Source organism: Streptomyces sp. NPDC049813, assembly GCF_044465085.1.
Taxonomy (GTDB): Bacteria; Actinomycetota; Actinomycetes; order Streptomycetales; family Streptomycetaceae; genus Streptomyces.
Genome location: NZ_JBITLI010000010.1, coordinates 173,686 through 189,150 on the forward strand (window position 1 = coordinate 173,686; position 15,465 = coordinate 189,150).

Sequence of the window (15,465 nt, forward strand, 5' to 3'; positions counted from 1 at the left end):
GTCGTCACCCCTCGGTCGCCACCGATGGTATGTCATCAGGTGGACGACATCGTGTTTGTCATCCGATGGATGACATGCTACAACAGTGTCAGTGCAGCGCATTGGCAGGTACTGCCCGAACCTTCTGGAGGTGTTTTCGCGATGTTGATGCGCACCGACCCGTTCCGCGAACTCGACCGTCTCGCCCAGCAGCTGACCGGCTCCGGCACCTGGACGCGACCCTCTCTGATGGCGATGGACGCCTACCGCGAGGGCGACGAGTACGTCATGGCCTTCGACCTCCCCGGCGTCAGCGCGGAGGCGATCGACATCGACGTCGAGCGGAACATGCTGACGGTCAAGGCGGAGCGCAGGCCCACGCAGAAGGCCGACGACGTGCAGATGGAGCTCTCCGAGCGGCCGCTGGGCGTCTTCTCCCGGCAGGTCGTGCTGGCCGACACCCTGGACACCGAGCGCATCAAGGCCGACTACGACGCGGGAGTGCTGACCCTGCGCGTCCCGATCGCCGAGCGCGCCAAGCCCCGCAAGATCACCGTCGGCGAGGCGTCCTCGCGCAGGGAGATCTCCGGCTGACCCCTCGCGGCCCCGGCCCGCGAGAGCCGGGGCCACCTTGGTGGCGAATCGGCGCCCGCCCTCGTGCGGGCGCCGACCGCCCCCCACTGATGAACACCCCTCGGTACAAGAAAGGCAGTCACCGCAGTGATGTCCGCCCTGCGTGTCCCGCGTCAGCACTCCTCCGCGATGACGTTCGAGCAGATGCTGGAGAAAGTCCGCTACGAGGGCGCCTACCCCACCCGCGAGCGAGCCGAGGAAGTCACCCGCCTGATCCTGTCGGGCCTCGGCCGGCAGCTGACGGGCGAGGAGCGGGTCGAGCTCGCCGCGCGTCTGCCCCGGGAAGCGGCGGCCGTCCTCACCGCGGAGATCCCCACCATGGAACCGCTCACCGGATGGGGCTTCGTCAAGGAACTCGCCGGTCGCGCCGGAGCCACCCCCGCCACGACCCGCTGGGACACCGGGGCCGTCCTCGCCACCGTCGCCCACCTGGCCGGTCCGGAGCTGCTCACCCGCATCCTGCGCCAGCTCCCCAACGGGTACGCGCTCCTGTTCGGCCGCGCGGAGCTGATCCAGGCCGCGTGACGGCGGGAGGGGTCCGCGCCCCGCGCCGCGGCGTCGGCGTGCTGGTGGGCGGGGATGACGTTCCGCACACCTACGTCATCCCCGCCCCCGCCCACACGCCCCCCGGCGACCACGCCGACGCGCTCGGACCGGCGGAGCCCGGATGCCCGGCGCCGCCGTTCCGTGCCGACGCCGGCCGATGAGTTCCGCCCCGGTGGCCGGTCTCACCTCCTGACAGGCACGCCCCGCACCGCGGAACTCAGGAGCGCATCATGACGGCCACGTACACCTTCGACGTCTTCTCCAGCCTCGACGGTTTCGGCGCCGCCAGTGGCGACTGGACCGGTTACTGGGGCAAGCAGGGCCCCGAACTCCTCGACCACCGACTCGCCCAGTACGACGAACCGCAACGCATGGTGTTCGGGGCCCACACGTATCGGGCGTTCGCGCAGATGCTGGCGGAGAGCACCCAGGACTCCGACGTGCGGGACCCGTGGGTGACGCGGATGCGGCACCTGCCGGCGACGGTCGTGTCGACCACGCTCGAAGGACCCCTCGACTGGCCGGACGCCACCATCGCGCCGGGCGACGCCGTCGATGTCGTCGCCCGGCTCAAGAAGGAGTCCGAGGTGCCGCTGCGCTCGCACGGCAGCCTCGCCATGAACCGGGCCCTGCTCGCCGCCGGCCTGGTCGACCGCGTCCAGGTGACGCTCTTCCCGGTGATCACCGGCCGCACCGGCCTGGCCCCGATCTTCGCCGGAGCGGCCGACTTCGACCTGGAACTGATCGCCCACCGAACACTCGACACGGACATCCAGGAACTGGTCTACCGCCCCACGCTGCACCCTTGAGCCCGACTCACTCCAGCCGCGGGCCAGGCAGAAACAACGCAGAAGAAGCGCGGCGGCCGGTCAGCCGCACCCCGGCGAGCCGCCCCCTCAGGCACCCCTGACCGCCTTGCCCACCTCCGCCGGTGAGGCGCGGACCTGTCCGCGCGGGCACAGCCGGCTCATTGGGGGCCGAACGAAGGAGGTGCCAGGCGCGGCGCTCCCGTGCCGCGTGGCTCGCTCGTAGCCTGCGGAAGGCCTACAGAGGGTCTGCGGCAAGCGGCAGGTCCGAGGAAAGGCCGCAGAAGGCTGCGACCTGGTCACTTGAGGAGACGCGCGCATGGCCGTCGGTTCCACGATGCGGCCCGGGCGCCACGAGGTCCTGCCCAGAAACCGTCCCCCACACCCTCCCGGCGCGACGCGCTCCCGGTGGTCGGTCTGGTGGCCGTCGCTCGCGGTCGCGCTGCCCCTTCTCGCCTACGTGGTCCTGATCGGGCAGGTCGAGCCGTGGATCTGGGACTACGGCCAGCACGCGGCCGTCATCGACCGGTTGCAGCATGCGCGGGCCCACCCCGGCAATCCGCTGCTCGACATCCCGGACGGTTCCAGCCCGTACTACACGCCGTTCACGGTCGCGGCTGCTCTGGCCGGCCGGGCTCTCGGTCTCACCGCCTTCGGCACGATCAAGATGTGTGCCGTCGTCAACGGGGCGATGCTGCTGAGCGGTGTCTGTCGCCTGACGCGGCTTCTCAGCCCCAGCCGTTGGGCGCCGCCCGTCGCGCTGCTGTTCACCCTGTTCCTGTGGGGGCCGGTGGGTTTCCTGTGGGCGGGCTTCCACAACGCCTTCTCCCTAGCTCTCAACGCGGGCTTCCCCAGCTGTTTCGCCCTGGCCATGGCCCTGCATCTCTGGGTCGGCGCCGCCCGCTGGGCGCGGGTTCCCCGGCCCTGGCTGCTCCTGCTGATGACACCCGCCGCGGCCGTGACGCTGATCAGCCACACCATCGCCGGTGTCGGCGCGGCCCTCGGCTGTCTCGCCTTCCTGGCCCGCCCGCTCCTGCGCCTGACCGCTGGCCAGCGCCTCCAACTCGTCGCCGCGGGGCTCGTGTGCACCGCGATGGTCGTGGCGTGGCCGTACTACAACGTGCTGACCCTGGTCGGCTCCGACCAGCTCGACCACCTCCATGCGCGCGTCTACAAGAACGTATGGGGGGTGTACGGGTTCGGCGCCCTGGGGCTCGTCGCGCTCGCCGGACGGCTGCGCCGGGACGCGCTCGACCCCCTGGCCGCGCTGGCCGGGGCCGCCCTGCTGCTGGTGGTCCACGGCTACTGCACCGGTGCGTACACGCTGAGCCGGATGAGCGTCTTCGCCATGATCGCCCTTCAGGTGGCCCTCGCCGTCGAGTCGGTGACCTGGTGGCGCGGGACGGCGCGCACGCGCCTCGTGGTCGTCGTCGCTGTGGCCGCGTGCGCCGTCGGGATGTGGGCCCAGTCCTCACCCCTGGTCTGGCTGGTGCCGAGGGGGCAGCGTGCCGTGGCCGAACGGGTGCTGCCCGAGCCGTACGCGCGGTGGGCCCACCTGGACTGGGCGGCCTCGCGTATGCGGCGCGGCGACGTGGTGGCGGCCACCGCCAAGCCGCTGAACCACCTGATCCCGGCCTACGGCATGTCGCTGGTCAGCCCGGCCTGGCCGGACCCGACCCTCAGCACCGCGGAAGCGGCCGCCCGCTACCGGGCGTTGCGCACCGTCTTCACGCCCGGCGCCGCCCCGGCGGCACGTCGGCAGGCCCTCGCGCGGTACGAGGTGCGGTGGATCCTGGCGACGCGGGAGCAGACGCCGCTGTTCTCCCGGATGCCCGGTGTCGTGAAGGCGGGGGAGGGGCCGGGCGGTGCTGCCCTGTACGCGGTGGAGTGAGCCCGCGAGGGGCGCGTGTCGCGGCGCCCCGGGACGCCGGGCCCGACCGGCCGCACTCACTCACCCGCCGACAACACCGCCGCGAGGCCCTCCCGCAGATCCCGCACGAAGAAGCCGGGCACCTCCAGTGACGGGAAGTGGCCTCCGGCCTCCGGAGACCTCCACCGCACGATCCGCCGGTACCGCTCCTGCGCCCACACCCGCGGGCACTTCTCGATGTCCCGGGGGTACATGGTGATCGCCGCCGGGACGTCGACCCGGAGCGCCGGGTCGAGCGCCCGGTGGCTCTCGTAGTAGATCCGCGCCGACGACGCTCCGGTCCGCGTCAGCCAGTACAGCGTCACGTCGTCGAGGACCCGGTCCAGCGAGACCGTCTCGAACGGGCTGTCCTCGGTGTCCGTCCACTCCGCGAACTTGTCCAGGATCCAGGCCAGTTGACCGACGGGGGAGTCCACGAGCGCGTAGCCGATGGTCTGCGGCCGGGTCGCCTGCTGCTTCGCGTACGCCGCCCGGTTCCGCCAGAAGTCGCGGGTGCCCTCGGCCCACTGGCGATCGGTCGCGGACAGCCCGTCCAGGGGCAGCCCGGGCGGCGCCTCGGCCAGCGTGGAGTGGATGCCGACCACGTGCTGCGGGAACCTGCCGCCCAGGACCGTGGTGATCACACCGCCCCAGTCGCCCCCGTGCGCCAGGAACCTGTCGTAGTCGAGCCGTCCCATCAGCTCCACCCAGGCGGCCGCGATCTTCTCGATGTCCCACCCTGGGGCGTCCGGCTTGTCGCTGTAGCCGAAACCGGGCAGCGACGGGACGACGACGTGGAACGCGGGCGCGTTCGCGTCGTCCGGGTCCGCCAGTTCGTCCACGATGTCGACGAACTCGGCGACGCTTCCCGGCCAGCCGTGCGTGAGGAGCAACGGCGTGGCGTCCGCGCGGGCGGAGCGGCGGTGCAGGAAGTGGATGCCCAGGCCGTCGATGGTCGTACGGAACTGGCCGATCCGGTCGAGGCGCGCTTCGAACGACCGCCAGTCGTACGACGTGCGCCAGTAGTGCACGACATCGATGAGGTCGGCCAGCGGAACCCCCTGGGCCCAGCGGCCGGGCCCCGGCGCGGCCCGGTGGACCGTCTCGGCCTCCGGGAGGCGCGCCGCGGCGAGCCGGGCGCGCAGGTCCTCGAGTTCGGCGTCGGTCGCACGGGCTTCGAACGCTTGCACATCGCTGGGCATGGGACCTCCCGGTCGTCGTCGCGGTATCGGCGGAGACGTGTCACTGAACCGTCTAAGCCGGTTCTTGCCCGTAACGGTTGTAGCAAGCCTCGGAGCCGGGGCGCAACCGGCTAAGGTGGTTCCATGCATGATCGGTTCCCCGAGTTCCGGCTCGGCAAGGTGCTGGCGACCAGCTTCACGGCGACGCTGACGGAGCGGTGCGGCGACGCCGTGGAACGCATTCCGGTGCCGCGCCGGCTCGCCGACTGGCTGACGGTCAGCGGCCTCGCCGTGGAGTCCTGCACCGCCGCGCAGCTCGAACTCGCCCGGGAACTGAGGGAGTCGGTGCACGCCGCGCTGACGGCCGCCGCGGTCCAGGACCCGCTGCCCGCGCCCGCCGTCCAGGTCATCAACGACCGCAGCGTGCAGGGGCGGGCCGCGGCCGTCCTGACGCCGGAGAACCACCGTGAGTGGCGGCTGAGTCCGGGGTCCTGCGTGGCGGACGCCCTGGGGGTCGTCGCTGCCGACGCGATCAGCATCCTCGCCGGTGAACGGGACGGGAGACTGGCCCTGTGCGCCTCACCGACCTGCCGGGCCGCCTTCTTCGACACGAGTCAGAGCCGGACCCGGAAGTGGTGCGAGATGAACACCTGCGGGAACCGTCAGAAGAAGGCGCGTTTCAACGCCAACAAGCGGTGATGCGACCGCCATGCACCCGCCGCCGTGATGCGGCCTCGGGAGCGGCCCGCGCCGCGTCGGGGTGCTCCGCCGGTCCCCGTCCCGACGGTCAGCTGGGCCCGAAACCGCCGTACGGCCGCAGCGGGATGATCTGGAAGCCCGACATCTCCTTCTGTGCCAGGGGCAGGGCCGCCACCGCCGTCTCGGCGTCGTGCAGCGAGTCGGCTTCCAGGAGGAAGCAGGCTCCTCGCGTGTCGTCACGGAGCCAGATCTGACGGAGCGTCCCCGCTGCGTAGAGTCCGCGGACCGTCTCGGTCTCCTCGGGCAGGACACCCGCGAAGTCCTCGTCGCCGAACCGGTCGCTGTAGCGCTCTGTGATCACCATGAATTGCACCCGCCGAAACTACCAAGCGCGGGAGCCTCGGCGAAGGCTCCCGCGCACAGCGCGTGCCCAGTCAACTCCCGCACCAGGCCGCCGTTTCGGAACCGCACTAGTGCAGATGCACTATGAGCGACCTGGGGCTGTGACACTATGAGTGCGTGACATCGCAGTGGAGTACCGAGGGGCTGCTTCATGGGCATCGGTCGTGAGGACCGCGGCGCGTCCGCGTACGCGGCGTGGGACGGTGCGGGGGACCCCGTAGCCGTGACGGTGCTGCCGTTCACGTTGCGGGCCACGCTGGAGTCGGGCGCGGCCCGCGTGTCGGTCGAGGGTGAACTCGACGCCATAACCGGCCCGTACGTCCTGCGGTCGGCGCTGGCGTGCCTGGCCGAAGGGCCGACGGGCGTCTGCCTGGACCTGGCCGGTGTCTCCTTCTGCGACTGCGCGGGGCTGAACGCCCTGCTCGCGGCGCGGTTGTCGGTCCTGGCCGACGGCAGGGACTTCGCCGTCGAGGGGATCGGACCGCGCCTGGAGCGGCTGCTCTTCCTGATCGGCGCCGAGGGGATCTTCACCGCCCGCGGGACGCCCGCCGACGCGGTCCCGGCCCCCCGTGCCCCCGCCGAAGAGGCGTCACCATCCACCACATCCACCACCACCGCCCCCGGGGAGTGCCCGCCCAGAGGCTTTCTGGCATGATCGTGCGGCCCGCCACCTGCAAGGAAGCCCCGATGTCCGAACCCCCCGCGTCCGGCCGCCCGGGCACCCCCGGCCGCCTTGGCCCCCCGGTCAGAGTGCTGCTGGTCGAGGACCACGACATGGTGGCCGAGGCGATCAGTCTCGCCCTGGAGCGCTCCGGCGAGCTGGAGGTCGTGGGGCGCGCGGCGACCGTGGCGGCGGCCCTCGCCGACCTGGAGCGGTCGAAGCCGGACGTCGTGGTGATGGACCGCCGCCTGCCGGACGGGGACGGGGTCACCGCCATCACCGACGTGCTGGCCCTGCTGCCGGACGCGCGGGTCCTCGTCCTGGCGGGCGAGGGGAGCGCCTCGGTGGCCGCGCGGGTCGCGGAGTCGGGCGGGGCGGGCCTGATCCTCAAGGAGAACGGGCTCAGTGAGCTGGAGGACGCGGTGCGCCGGGTGGCCGCGGGCGAGGTCGTCTTCGGCCAGGACCTGCTGGCGGACGTACTGGGACAGCTGACCGGCCGGGCGCCGGGACCGGGGGCCAACCTGACGCCGCGGGAGCGGCAGGTCCTGCACCTGCTGGCCGAGGGCCTCAGCACCGCCGAGATCAGCGAAGACCTCGGCGTGGCGCTGAATACGGGCCGCAACCACGTCCAGCGCGTGCTGGAGAAGCTGAAGGCGCGCTCCCAGCTGGAGGCCGTCGTGATCGCACGGCGCGAAGGGCTGGTCGAGTGAGGCCCGAGGCGGATCCGGACCGGTCGCTGCGCAAGGAGGCGGCCCCGCTGTCGGAAGCGGCGTTCACCCTGCTGGTGCAGGGGGTGCTGGACTACGGCATCTTCATGCTCGACCCCGAGGGTTACATCATCAGCTGGAACGCGGGCGCGGAGCGGATCAAGGGCTACACCGCGGCGGACATCGTCGGCCGGCACTTCTCGGTCTTCTACCCGCCGGAGGACCAGGCGGCGGGCAAGCCGCAGTGGGAGCTGGAGACGGCCGTGGCCGACGGCCGGCTGGAGGACGAGGGCTGGCGGGTCCGCAAGGACGGCTCCCGGTTCTGGGCGAACGTGGTGATCACCGCCCTCTGGGACGACAAGGGAGTGTTGCAGGGCTTCGGCAAGGTCACCCGCGACATGTCCGAGCGGCGCGCGGCGCAGCACGCCCTCACCGAGCGGCGCCGGTTGTTCGACCATCTCGTCCAGGCGCAGGAGACGGAGCGGCGCCGGATCGCCTGGGACGTCCACGACGACTCCATCCAGGCCATGGTCGCCGTCGGCATGCGGCTCGAACTGCTGGCGGACCGGGTGCCGCAGGAGCACACCGCGGAACTGGCCCGCCTGGACGCCTCGGTGCGCGAGGCGATCGGCCGGCTGCGCAGCCTCACCTTCCGGCTGCACCCGCCGGGCATCGACCGGCAGGGCCTCATCGACGGGCTCTCCAGCCACCTGGACGACGTGGTGGCCGCGTCGTGGCGGATGCCCTACTCCTTCGACCACGCCATCGACCGCGAACCCACCCCTGAGACGGCGATCACCATCTTCCGCATCGTCCAGGAAGCCCTGCTGAACGTCCACAAGCACGCCCGCGCCACCCGGGTCGATGTCCACATCGCGTCCGCCGACGGCGGCCTCGTCACGCACGTCGTCGACGACGGGACCGGCGCGCCGATGTCCCAGGACAGCACCCAGAACCACTTCGGGGTCATCGAGATGCGCGAGCGGGCCGAGACGGCAGGAGGCTGGTGGTCCATGCACAGCCGCCCGGGGACGGGGACGACCGTCGAGTTCTGGGTCCCCAACCCCCTGCCCACACCCGAGCCCGACTCGCCGGCCGGCGACGTCGGCGTGGCCCCGTGACCGCGGCGACCGAGCAGGGCACGCCGCGCCCGCCGCTGTCGGTCCTGCTGTGCGACGACAACCGGCTGCTCCTGGAGACCCTCACCGAAGTCCTGGAGGCGCAGCCCGACTTCCAGGTCGTGGGCACGGCCTGCGAGGGGGACGAGGCGCTGCGGCTCGCCGGCCGCCACCGGCCGGACCTCGTCGTGCTGGACGTCCGCTTCCCCGGCGGCGGCCACACCGTCGCCCGGAACGTCGGGCGGTGCTCCCCGCACAGCGTGATCGTGGCGTTCTCCGCCTACAACGACAAGGCGTCCATGGAGCACATGAGGAGCGCCGGCGCCCGCGCGTACGTCCTCAAAGGCGTGCGCAACCGCGAACTCCTCACGACCCTGCGCGGCGTGGCCCGTCCCCGCTGAGGACCGCCGCGCGCCGACCGGCTGAGCGTGCTCGCGCCTTCCCCGTCTGGACGTGGCGCCCCCAGCCGCGTAAGACTGAAAGAACCCTTTCGAAAGGACTCTTTCAGATGGGCGAACGACAGGCCCCGCCCCCGCGGCGGCAGATCACGGATCCCCGGCAACTGCGCGCGTTGGCCCACCCTTTGCGGCTGGCGCTGCTCCAGTACCTGATGGCGGTCGGGCCGCGCACGGCCAGCGAGTGCGCGGCCGAGGTGGGCGCGAGCGCCTCGAACATCAGCTGGCACCTGCGGCACCTGGCACGGTTCGGCCTGGTCGAACCGGCGGACGCCGCCGACCGGCGCGAGCGCCCCTGGCGCGCCGCCCAGATCGGCCTGGACTTCGGGGAGATGAGCGCCGACCCGGCCACCATGGCCGAGCAGGACGCCCTCATCGCCGCCGGCCTCGCGGAGGAGGAGCAGCTGACCCGCCGTTTCCTGGCGCGGCGGGACACCCTTGCCCCTGAGTGGCTCGCTGCGGCCCGGCTGGACACCTACGTCCTGCGCGCCACGCCGCAGGAGGCCCGGGAGCTGACGGAGAAGATCGACGCCCTGATCCGGCCCTACCTGGCCGCCGTGCGGGACGATCCGCCCGAGGACGCCGCGCTGACCTATACGGGAGTGCGTCTCTTCCCGCGCCTGGACGCGGCGGGGCACAGCGGATGACCGGGCACGGGACCGCCGTGCGCCACCCGATGCGGGAGCCGGCCTTCGCCCGCCTGTGGATCTCCGGACTCCTCACCGAGACCGGCAAGTGGACGCTGCAACTGGCGCTGCCGCTCTACGTGTTGCAGCTGACCCGCTCAGCCCTGATCACCTCCGTCGTCGCCATGCTGGGACTGCTGCCGAGCCTCATCGTCGCCCCCGTCGCCGGTACGCTCGTCGACCGCTGGGACCGGCGCCGCTTCCTGGTCTGCGTCAGTGCGGCGCAGGCCGCGCTGCTCCCGGTCCTGCTGCTGGTCGACGGCCCGGGCGACCTGTGGCTGGTGTACCTCGTCACCGGGGCCGAGGCGGCCCTCACCGTCACCTTCGAGACGGTGAAGAACGTGACCCTGTCGACCGTCGTGGCCGAGGAGCAACTGGTCAGCGCCAACGCCGCGATCGGCCTGAACGTCTCCCTCGGCCGGCTGATCGGCAGCCCCCTCGGCGGTCTGCTGCTGAGCGCGGCGGGACTGCCCCACGTCCTCGCCTTCGGTTCGGGTGCCTTCCTCGTCGCCGCGGCGCTGGCCTCGACGCTCCCCCCGACCGCCGCCCCGCGCCGGGGGAGCGGGGCAGGCGCGCGGTTCTGGCCCGGCGTCGCGGACGGCCTGCGCACCCTGCGCGACGTGCCCACCCTGCGCGGCACCCTCGTCTGCGTGGCCCTGCTGGCCGTCGCCCAGGGCATGTTCGTGGTGCTCTTCCTGCTCTTCGTCACCGGCCTTCTCCACGGCGGCGACGCGCAGGCGGGTCTGCTGCGCGGCGTGCAGGCCGTCGGCGGCCTCGCCGGGACCGCCACCGCCGGTCTGCTGACCCGCCGCCTCGGCGCGCCCCGCCTGCTTGGCGCCGCCGTCCTCGTCTTCGGCGCGGTCAGCGCCCTCACCTGGAACCTCTCGGCCACCACGGCGGCCCTCGGGATCCACCTGGCGCTGTTCACCGTCGCGGGCGCCCCCGCGGTGTGGCTCGCCGCGTCCTGGCTCTCCCTCGTCCAGGAGTCCGCGCCGCTGCCGGTCCGCGGCCGCGTGCTCGCCTCCGTCCTCGGCCTCGCCGACGGCCTGCAAGCCCTCGGCATGCTCGCGGCAGGCCTGCTCGGCGGAGCGGCCGGCACCCTGCCCGCCCTGAACGTCCAGGCCGCACTGATCCTGGCGGCCGGCCTCCTGGCCCTGAAACTGATCCCCGGCAGGCATCCGCCGATGGGCACAGACGGCGCCTGTCGCCCGCACGTGGCCAGGCACAACGGCCCGGCGCAGGCGGGGGAGCGGCGTATCAGCACCCATGCAGCCCCGCCCGCCACCGGGCCTGCCACCCGCACCACGCCCTGACAGGTGCCGGCCCGGTGCCCGGCGGCCAGCCACGGGTCCGGGCGCCGGACACGTGCAGCCGGGTAGCCCGGCCCCCGCTTCTCGGTGGTCCGTGGCAGGACAGCCGCGCCGGCGCGTCCGCGGGCATCGCCCCGGCGTCCCGGGGCGACACCGGGATCCGCGCGCGGATCGCCGCTGCGCGGCAGCGGCGGAGCGGCGCTCACCGGTCACCGCTCCTGGACCACCGGCAGGGCGGCGCTCACGCGTCCTCCGTCACCGCTCCTGGACCACCGGCAGGGCGGCGCTCACCGGTCCTCCGTCACCGCTCCTGGGACACCGGTGGAATCACCGATGGCAGCCGGGCACAGCCCGTCGAGACTGCGGTCTCAGTCCGACACGAGACTCGGTCAAGGAGGCACCCCCGTGCGCACACCCGCTCCCTTACGTCGGCGGCTTGTCACCGCCACGGCTTTGGGGACGCTGCTCTGCGGCGCCCTGCTCGGCACCTCGCTCGCGGCCCCCGCAGGGGCCGCGCCCGTCGCCGCCGCCCCCGCCGCGGCGAACCCCACCGTCACCACGCCACCCGCGGGCAGCCACGGCTTCCCCTTCCTCGCCGCGGCCGAGGACCTCGGCTCGTTCGGCTACACCGAGAAGGAGTACTTCGTCGCGGGCACCGCCACCGCGTACGCCAAGTCCGGCCTGTGGACCTCCGACGGCCGGTGGGACGTCCGCGCCTCCGGCACCGCCGCCTACAAGAGCCGCCTCCTGGTGCGCCGCCCGGCCGACCCCGCGAAGTTCAACGGCACGGTCGTCGTGGAGTGGCTCAACGTCAGCGGCCAGCTCGAAATCTCCCCGGACTACTGGTTCCAGCGGGACGAACTGCTGCGCCAGGGATACGCCTGGGTCGGCGTCTCGGCGCAGGCCGTCGGGGTCAACGGGGGCCGCGGCCCGATCAAGGGCCTCAAGGGCTGGGACCCCGCGCGGTACGGCAGCCTGGTCCACCCCGGCGACGCCTTCGCCTACGACATCTTCTCCCAGGCGGGCCAGGCACTGCGCACCCCGGACGGGCCCGACCCGCTCGGCGGGCTGCACGCCGACACCCTGCTGGCCGACGGCGAGTCGCAGTCGGCGGGCTTCATGACGACGTACGTCAACGCCGTCCAGCCGGTCTCCCAGGTCTACGACGGCTTCATGGTGCACAGCAACAGCGCGGTCGCCGCACCGATCAGCGGTGTCCTCGCCGACACCTTGCGGATGCCCGATCCGTCCCGGATCAGGACCGACCGGCCGGAGCCGACGTTCGTGGTGCTCACCGAGACGGACGTGCCGGGCGCCGCGAGCGCCCGCCAGCCGGACACCGAAAGCGTCGTGCACTGGGAGCTGGCCGGCACCGCGCACGGCGACCAGTGGGCCTACGACCTCGGCGACCCCACCCTGCGCAAGTCCGCGGGCGCCGCCGCGCCCTCGGCGGACTGCGCGGCCGGATCGGCACCCTTCAACGACGGGCCGGGGCACTGGGCGATGAACACGGCCCTGCGTCACCTGTCCGGCTGGGCCCGGGGCGGGGCCCGCCCACCGGGCGGTCAGCCGCTGAGCACCGTCCTGCGGGACCCGGCCACCGGGCTCGCCACTGGCGGAATCCGGCTGCCCGACGTCACGGTGCCCACCCGGACGCTCAGCGGGTCCCGCTCCACCACCGGCAGCGGTGTCTTCTGCGGCCTGTACGGCGCGACCGACCCGTGGAACGGCGACGCCGACGCCTGGGACCGGCACGACGAAGGCGACCCCTCCGACCGGTCCTTCCCCCGCACCGCGGAACCGGTGCTCAGCCGGCTCTATCCGACCCACGACGACTACGTCGGCAAGGTACGCGCCGCCGCCCAGAGGTCTGTGGCCGCCGGGTACCTCCTGCCGGAGGACGCGACGGCGATCGTGACCGCCGCGCAGGACTCGGGCATCGGCGGGTGAACCGGCGGGCAACGGCGGCCCGTCCGGCCAGCGTCCGCAACTGACCGGTGGTCATGCCTCGTTCCGCCGCCGGTAGATGACGGTCCCGCGCCACCAGCAACGGTGGCGCGGGACCGTTCGTCCCCGGGCACGACCGCTGGGCCGGGGGCCGCGCGTGGCAAGTGGATACACTCCGCGGGACCACGCGGCGCCACAGCGGCCGAGCCGGCCGCACACGGGGGATGCTTCACCGAGGAGATCCGCCTCGACCAGCTGAGCAACGGCTCGCAGGTCTGCGTCCTGTCCGACGCGGGCCACATCGCGGTGGCGACGTACCGCGGCACGTCAGGAGCGGCGGACCCGAGCACGTGCATCAGCGTCGACCTCAAGATCTGGCGGAACGCACAGGAACCGAAGGACGACCAGTAGACCGCGGACGGGTGATGCGGGCCTCGGCGCCGGAGGTGTCCGGGGCCGCGCATCCTCCTACTTCAGGGCTTGCGTGAGGCCCTCACCGGAGCCGGAGTGCTCGCCCAGCACTTGGCCGACGACCTGCTGGACGGGGTGCTGCGGGACGAGGTTGGTGGAGACGCCGTCGTCGTCCGCCGACGCCGGGTGCGCGGCCACGGCGGCCGCCGCGACGGTGAGGAACAGGACAAGGGTGCGCTTGGGATGCATCATGTCGTGGCAACGAGCGTCCCTCGTGCCGGGATACGCCCGGGTCCGGGGAACCGCACCTGAACGCGGGGCCGCCCACCGCTCCGCGCTTTTTCGCCGGTCACCCGAAGAGCGGGAACCGTCCGGCGTCGGCGCCGAGCAGGTGCCGCTCCGCCGCGGTCAGCCGCGACCGCCCGGTACCGGCCAGCGCGTACTCCTCGTCGCTCCAGTCCACCGGCACCGCGCGACCGAGCAGCCCGTCCAGCGCGCGCCGGACGTGCGCGAGCCCGGCGGCGCCCGGCCGGGGCGTGGCCGCCGGAAGGTGGGCGATCAGGTCCAGATGGTGGACCGTGGCCTCGACGCAGAGCGTCGCCAGCAGATCGCCGGCGGACAGGACGTGGCCCTGCGTGCCGACGAGGTCCCGGAGCTCACCGGCGCCGCGCTCCGCGGCGGTGACGGTCGCCGCCGCCGTCGTCAGATACAGCTGCCGCAGGGGCGCGAAGCGCGGGAAGACACTGGCGCCCACCCGGGCCCACCGTCGCTCGTCCAGCGAACCGGCCGTGTCCGGCTGCCAGTTCGCCCAATAGGTGACCGCGTCACGGTCCGGGGGACCCGCGGCGGGCGTGTGCAGCGCCACCAGACCGCGCTGCGCGTCGCCCACGCAGTGGAAGACGAGATCCCGGACGGCCCACCCGGCACACCCGCTTGGCAGCCACGACTCCTCCTCGCTGAGCGCGGCCACCACCCGGGCGAACCCGTCGTAGGCGTCCCTCAGCGCGCCGACCACCTCCGGCTCCGCCGTTCCCGCGTGCATGCCCCGCCTCCTGGTCGGTCGCCTCTCCGGCCGAGACCGGCCGTGCCGTGGTCCGCGCGCGGTCAGCTGCCGCCTTGTCGCGGCGCGACCGTGTCGATCCGACCGGCAGCCGCGGAGCGCCCGGAGGCAGCCGTGTCGTCGGGCGCCGCCAGGGTGGCCAGCAGGCGCAGCGCGTCCGCGGTGGGGCTGTCCGGGGCCGCCGACAGCACGATCATCTCCACGCCGGACTCGCCGGGCAGCGCGAAGTTCTCCTGGTGCAGCTCCAGGAGACCGACCAGCGGATGCCGGTAGTCCTTGCGCCCGTGGGTGCGTGCCCGCACGTCCGCGCGCGCCCACAGGCGGCGGAACCGCTCGCTGCCCATCGCCAGCTCACCGATCAACGAGGCGAGTCCGGGGTCGTCCGGGAACTGACCGGCGGCCAGGCGCAGATGGCCGACCACGTCGAGGGTGCAGGTCTCCCAGCCCGCGTACAGACCGCGCTCGGCCTCCGCCAGGAAGATGTGCCGGGCGCTGTTGAGACCGGGCAGCGGCCGGCCGTAGAGCAGGCCCGCCAGCCGGTTGCCGGCCAGCACGTCGAGGCGGTGGTTCACGAGCATGGCGGGGGCGTCGGAGATCAGGCTCAGCACGTGGGCCAGCTCCGGGCGGACGCGGGCCGCCGGCACCTTCGCGCGGCGCCGCCGCTGCCGGGCCAGCCGGTGCAGGTGCTCGCGTTCGGTCTCGTCGAGGCCGAGGACCCGCGCCAGCGCGTCGAGCACCTGCTCCGACGGCTGGGTCGCGCGGCCCTGCTCCAGGCGTACGTAGTAGTCGACGCTGACGCCCGACAGGTGCGCCACCTCCTCGCGGCGCAGTCCCGCGACACGGCGGCGGCGGTCGACAGGGATGCCGGCGGCCGCCGGATCGACCCGGGAGCGCCGGGTCCGCAGAAAGCCCGCGAGATCGTCCATGGCACCCAGTATCGCCGTCCGGCCGGCCG

General features: G+C 73.2%; 18 protein-coding genes. 13 read left to right on the forward strand and 5 right to left on the reverse strand.

Translation table 11 applies throughout. The annotated features are described in order from the left end of the window. The first annotated feature begins 141 nt into the window (after positions 1 to 141). The 4 genes from ACIBW6_RS21455 to ACIBW6_RS21470 all read left to right on the forward strand — a co-directional run bounded on the left by ACIBW6_RS21455 (position 142) and on the right by ACIBW6_RS21470 (position 3,855). Positions 142 to 573 (forward strand): Hsp20/alpha crystallin family protein, encoded by a 432-nt coding sequence (locus ACIBW6_RS21455; protein WP_399061861.1) that lies wholly within the window; start codon positions 142 to 144, stop codon positions 571 to 573. 129 nt (positions 574 to 702) lie between these two features. After that, a complete protein-coding gene (locus ACIBW6_RS21460; protein WP_399061863.1) occupies positions 703 to 1,137 on the forward strand; it encodes a DUF2267 domain-containing protein in 435 nt (144 codons plus the stop codon). A 251-nt stretch (positions 1,138 to 1,388) separates the two neighbouring features. Further along, the gene (locus ACIBW6_RS21465; protein ID WP_399061865.1) at positions 1,389 to 1,967 is read left to right on the forward strand and encodes a dihydrofolate reductase family protein; all 579 of its coding nucleotides are present in this window, start codon (positions 1,389 to 1,391) and stop codon (positions 1,965 to 1,967) included. Positions 1,968 to 2,283: 316 nt separating this feature from the next. Continuing rightward, positions 2,284 to 3,855: a hypothetical protein gene (locus ACIBW6_RS21470; protein WP_399061867.1), complete on the forward strand. Its 1,572-nt coding sequence runs from the start codon at positions 2,284 to 2,286 to the stop codon at positions 3,853 to 3,855. Positions 3,856 to 3,911: 56 nt separating this feature from the next. Here the strand turns inward: ACIBW6_RS21470 and ACIBW6_RS21475 are convergent, their stop codons facing one another. Next, positions 3,912 to 5,075 (reverse strand): epoxide hydrolase family protein, encoded by a 1,164-nt coding sequence (locus ACIBW6_RS21475; RefSeq protein WP_399061869.1) that lies wholly within the window; start codon positions 5,073 to 5,075, stop codon positions 3,912 to 3,914. A gap of 123 nt (positions 5,076 to 5,198) precedes the next feature. Here ACIBW6_RS21475 and ACIBW6_RS21480 point away from each other — a divergent pair, with 123 nt between their 5' ends. Then, the gene (locus tag ACIBW6_RS21480) at positions 5,199 to 5,753 is read left to right on the forward strand and encodes a CGNR zinc finger domain-containing protein (protein ID WP_399061871.1); all 555 of its coding nucleotides are present in this window, start codon (positions 5,199 to 5,201) and stop codon (positions 5,751 to 5,753) included. An 88-nt stretch (positions 5,754 to 5,841) separates the two neighbouring features. Here the strand turns inward: ACIBW6_RS21480 and ACIBW6_RS21485 are convergent, their stop codons facing one another. Beyond that, positions 5,842 to 6,117, reverse strand: a complete 276-nt coding sequence (locus ACIBW6_RS21485; RefSeq protein ID WP_399061873.1) for a hypothetical protein — start codon at positions 6,115 to 6,117, stop codon at positions 5,842 to 5,844. 189 nt (positions 6,118 to 6,306) lie between these two features. Here ACIBW6_RS21485 and ACIBW6_RS21490 point away from each other — a divergent pair, with 189 nt between their 5' ends. The 8 genes from ACIBW6_RS21490 (at position 6,307) to ACIBW6_RS21525 (ending at position 13,450) form a co-directional block, all read left to right on the forward strand. After that, positions 6,307 to 6,810 carry an STAS domain-containing protein gene (locus ACIBW6_RS21490; RefSeq protein ID WP_399061875.1) on the forward strand — a complete coding sequence of 168 codons (504 nt, stop codon included), beginning with the start codon at positions 6,307 to 6,309 and terminating at the stop codon, positions 6,808 to 6,810. Positions 6,811 to 6,842: 32 nt separating this feature from the next. Continuing rightward, positions 6,843 to 7,526 carry a response regulator gene (locus tag ACIBW6_RS21495; protein WP_399061877.1) on the forward strand — a complete coding sequence of 228 codons (684 nt, stop codon included), beginning with the start codon at positions 6,843 to 6,845 and terminating at the stop codon, positions 7,524 to 7,526. After that, positions 7,523 to 8,644, forward strand: coding sequence for a PAS domain S-box protein (locus ACIBW6_RS21500; protein ID WP_399061879.1), 1,122 nt, complete (start codon positions 7,523 to 7,525; stop codon positions 8,642 to 8,644). The genes ACIBW6_RS21495 and ACIBW6_RS21500 overlap by 4 nt, the downstream gene beginning before the upstream one ends. After that, the gene (locus ACIBW6_RS21505) at positions 8,641 to 9,042 is read left to right on the forward strand and encodes a response regulator transcription factor (RefSeq protein WP_399061882.1); all 402 of its coding nucleotides are present in this window, start codon (positions 8,641 to 8,643) and stop codon (positions 9,040 to 9,042) included. Before ACIBW6_RS21500 ends, ACIBW6_RS21505 begins: the two co-directional genes overlap by 4 nt. 107 nt (positions 9,043 to 9,149) lie before the next feature. Further along, positions 9,150 to 9,743, forward strand: a complete 594-nt coding sequence (locus ACIBW6_RS21510; protein WP_399061884.1) for an ArsR/SmtB family transcription factor — start codon at positions 9,150 to 9,152, stop codon at positions 9,741 to 9,743. Beyond that, a complete protein-coding gene (locus ACIBW6_RS21515; protein WP_399061886.1) occupies positions 9,740 to 11,095 on the forward strand; it encodes an MFS transporter in 1,356 nt (451 codons plus the stop codon). The genes ACIBW6_RS21510 and ACIBW6_RS21515 overlap by 4 nt, the downstream gene beginning before the upstream one ends. Positions 11,096 to 11,497: 402 nt before the next feature. After that, the gene (locus tag ACIBW6_RS21520; protein ID WP_399061888.1) at positions 11,498 to 13,042 is read left to right on the forward strand and encodes an alpha/beta hydrolase domain-containing protein; all 1,545 of its coding nucleotides are present in this window, start codon (positions 11,498 to 11,500) and stop codon (positions 13,040 to 13,042) included. A gap of 102 nt (positions 13,043 to 13,144) precedes the next feature. Beyond that, on the forward strand, positions 13,145 to 13,450 hold the full coding sequence (locus tag ACIBW6_RS21525; protein ID WP_399061890.1) for a hypothetical protein: 306 nt from the start codon (positions 13,145 to 13,147) through the stop codon (positions 13,448 to 13,450). A 57-nt stretch (positions 13,451 to 13,507) separates the two neighbouring features. Here ACIBW6_RS21525 and ACIBW6_RS21530 read toward each other — a convergent pair whose 3' ends face one another. The 3 genes from ACIBW6_RS21530 to ACIBW6_RS21540 form a co-directional block, all read right to left on the reverse strand. Beyond that, the gene (locus ACIBW6_RS21530) at positions 13,508 to 13,702 is read right to left on the reverse strand and encodes a hypothetical protein (protein ID WP_399061892.1); all 195 of its coding nucleotides are present in this window, start codon (positions 13,700 to 13,702) and stop codon (positions 13,508 to 13,510) included. A 97-nt stretch (positions 13,703 to 13,799) separates the two neighbouring features. Continuing rightward, on the reverse strand, positions 13,800 to 14,492 hold the full coding sequence (locus tag ACIBW6_RS21535) for a maleylpyruvate isomerase N-terminal domain-containing protein (protein ID WP_399061894.1): 693 nt from the start codon (positions 14,490 to 14,492) through the stop codon (positions 13,800 to 13,802). A 62-nt stretch (positions 14,493 to 14,554) separates the two neighbouring features. Next, positions 14,555 to 15,436 carry a helix-turn-helix transcriptional regulator gene (locus ACIBW6_RS21540; protein ID WP_399061896.1) on the reverse strand — a complete coding sequence of 294 codons (882 nt, stop codon included), beginning with the start codon at positions 15,434 to 15,436 and terminating at the stop codon, positions 14,555 to 14,557. Positions 15,437 to 15,465: the final 29 nt, after the last annotated feature.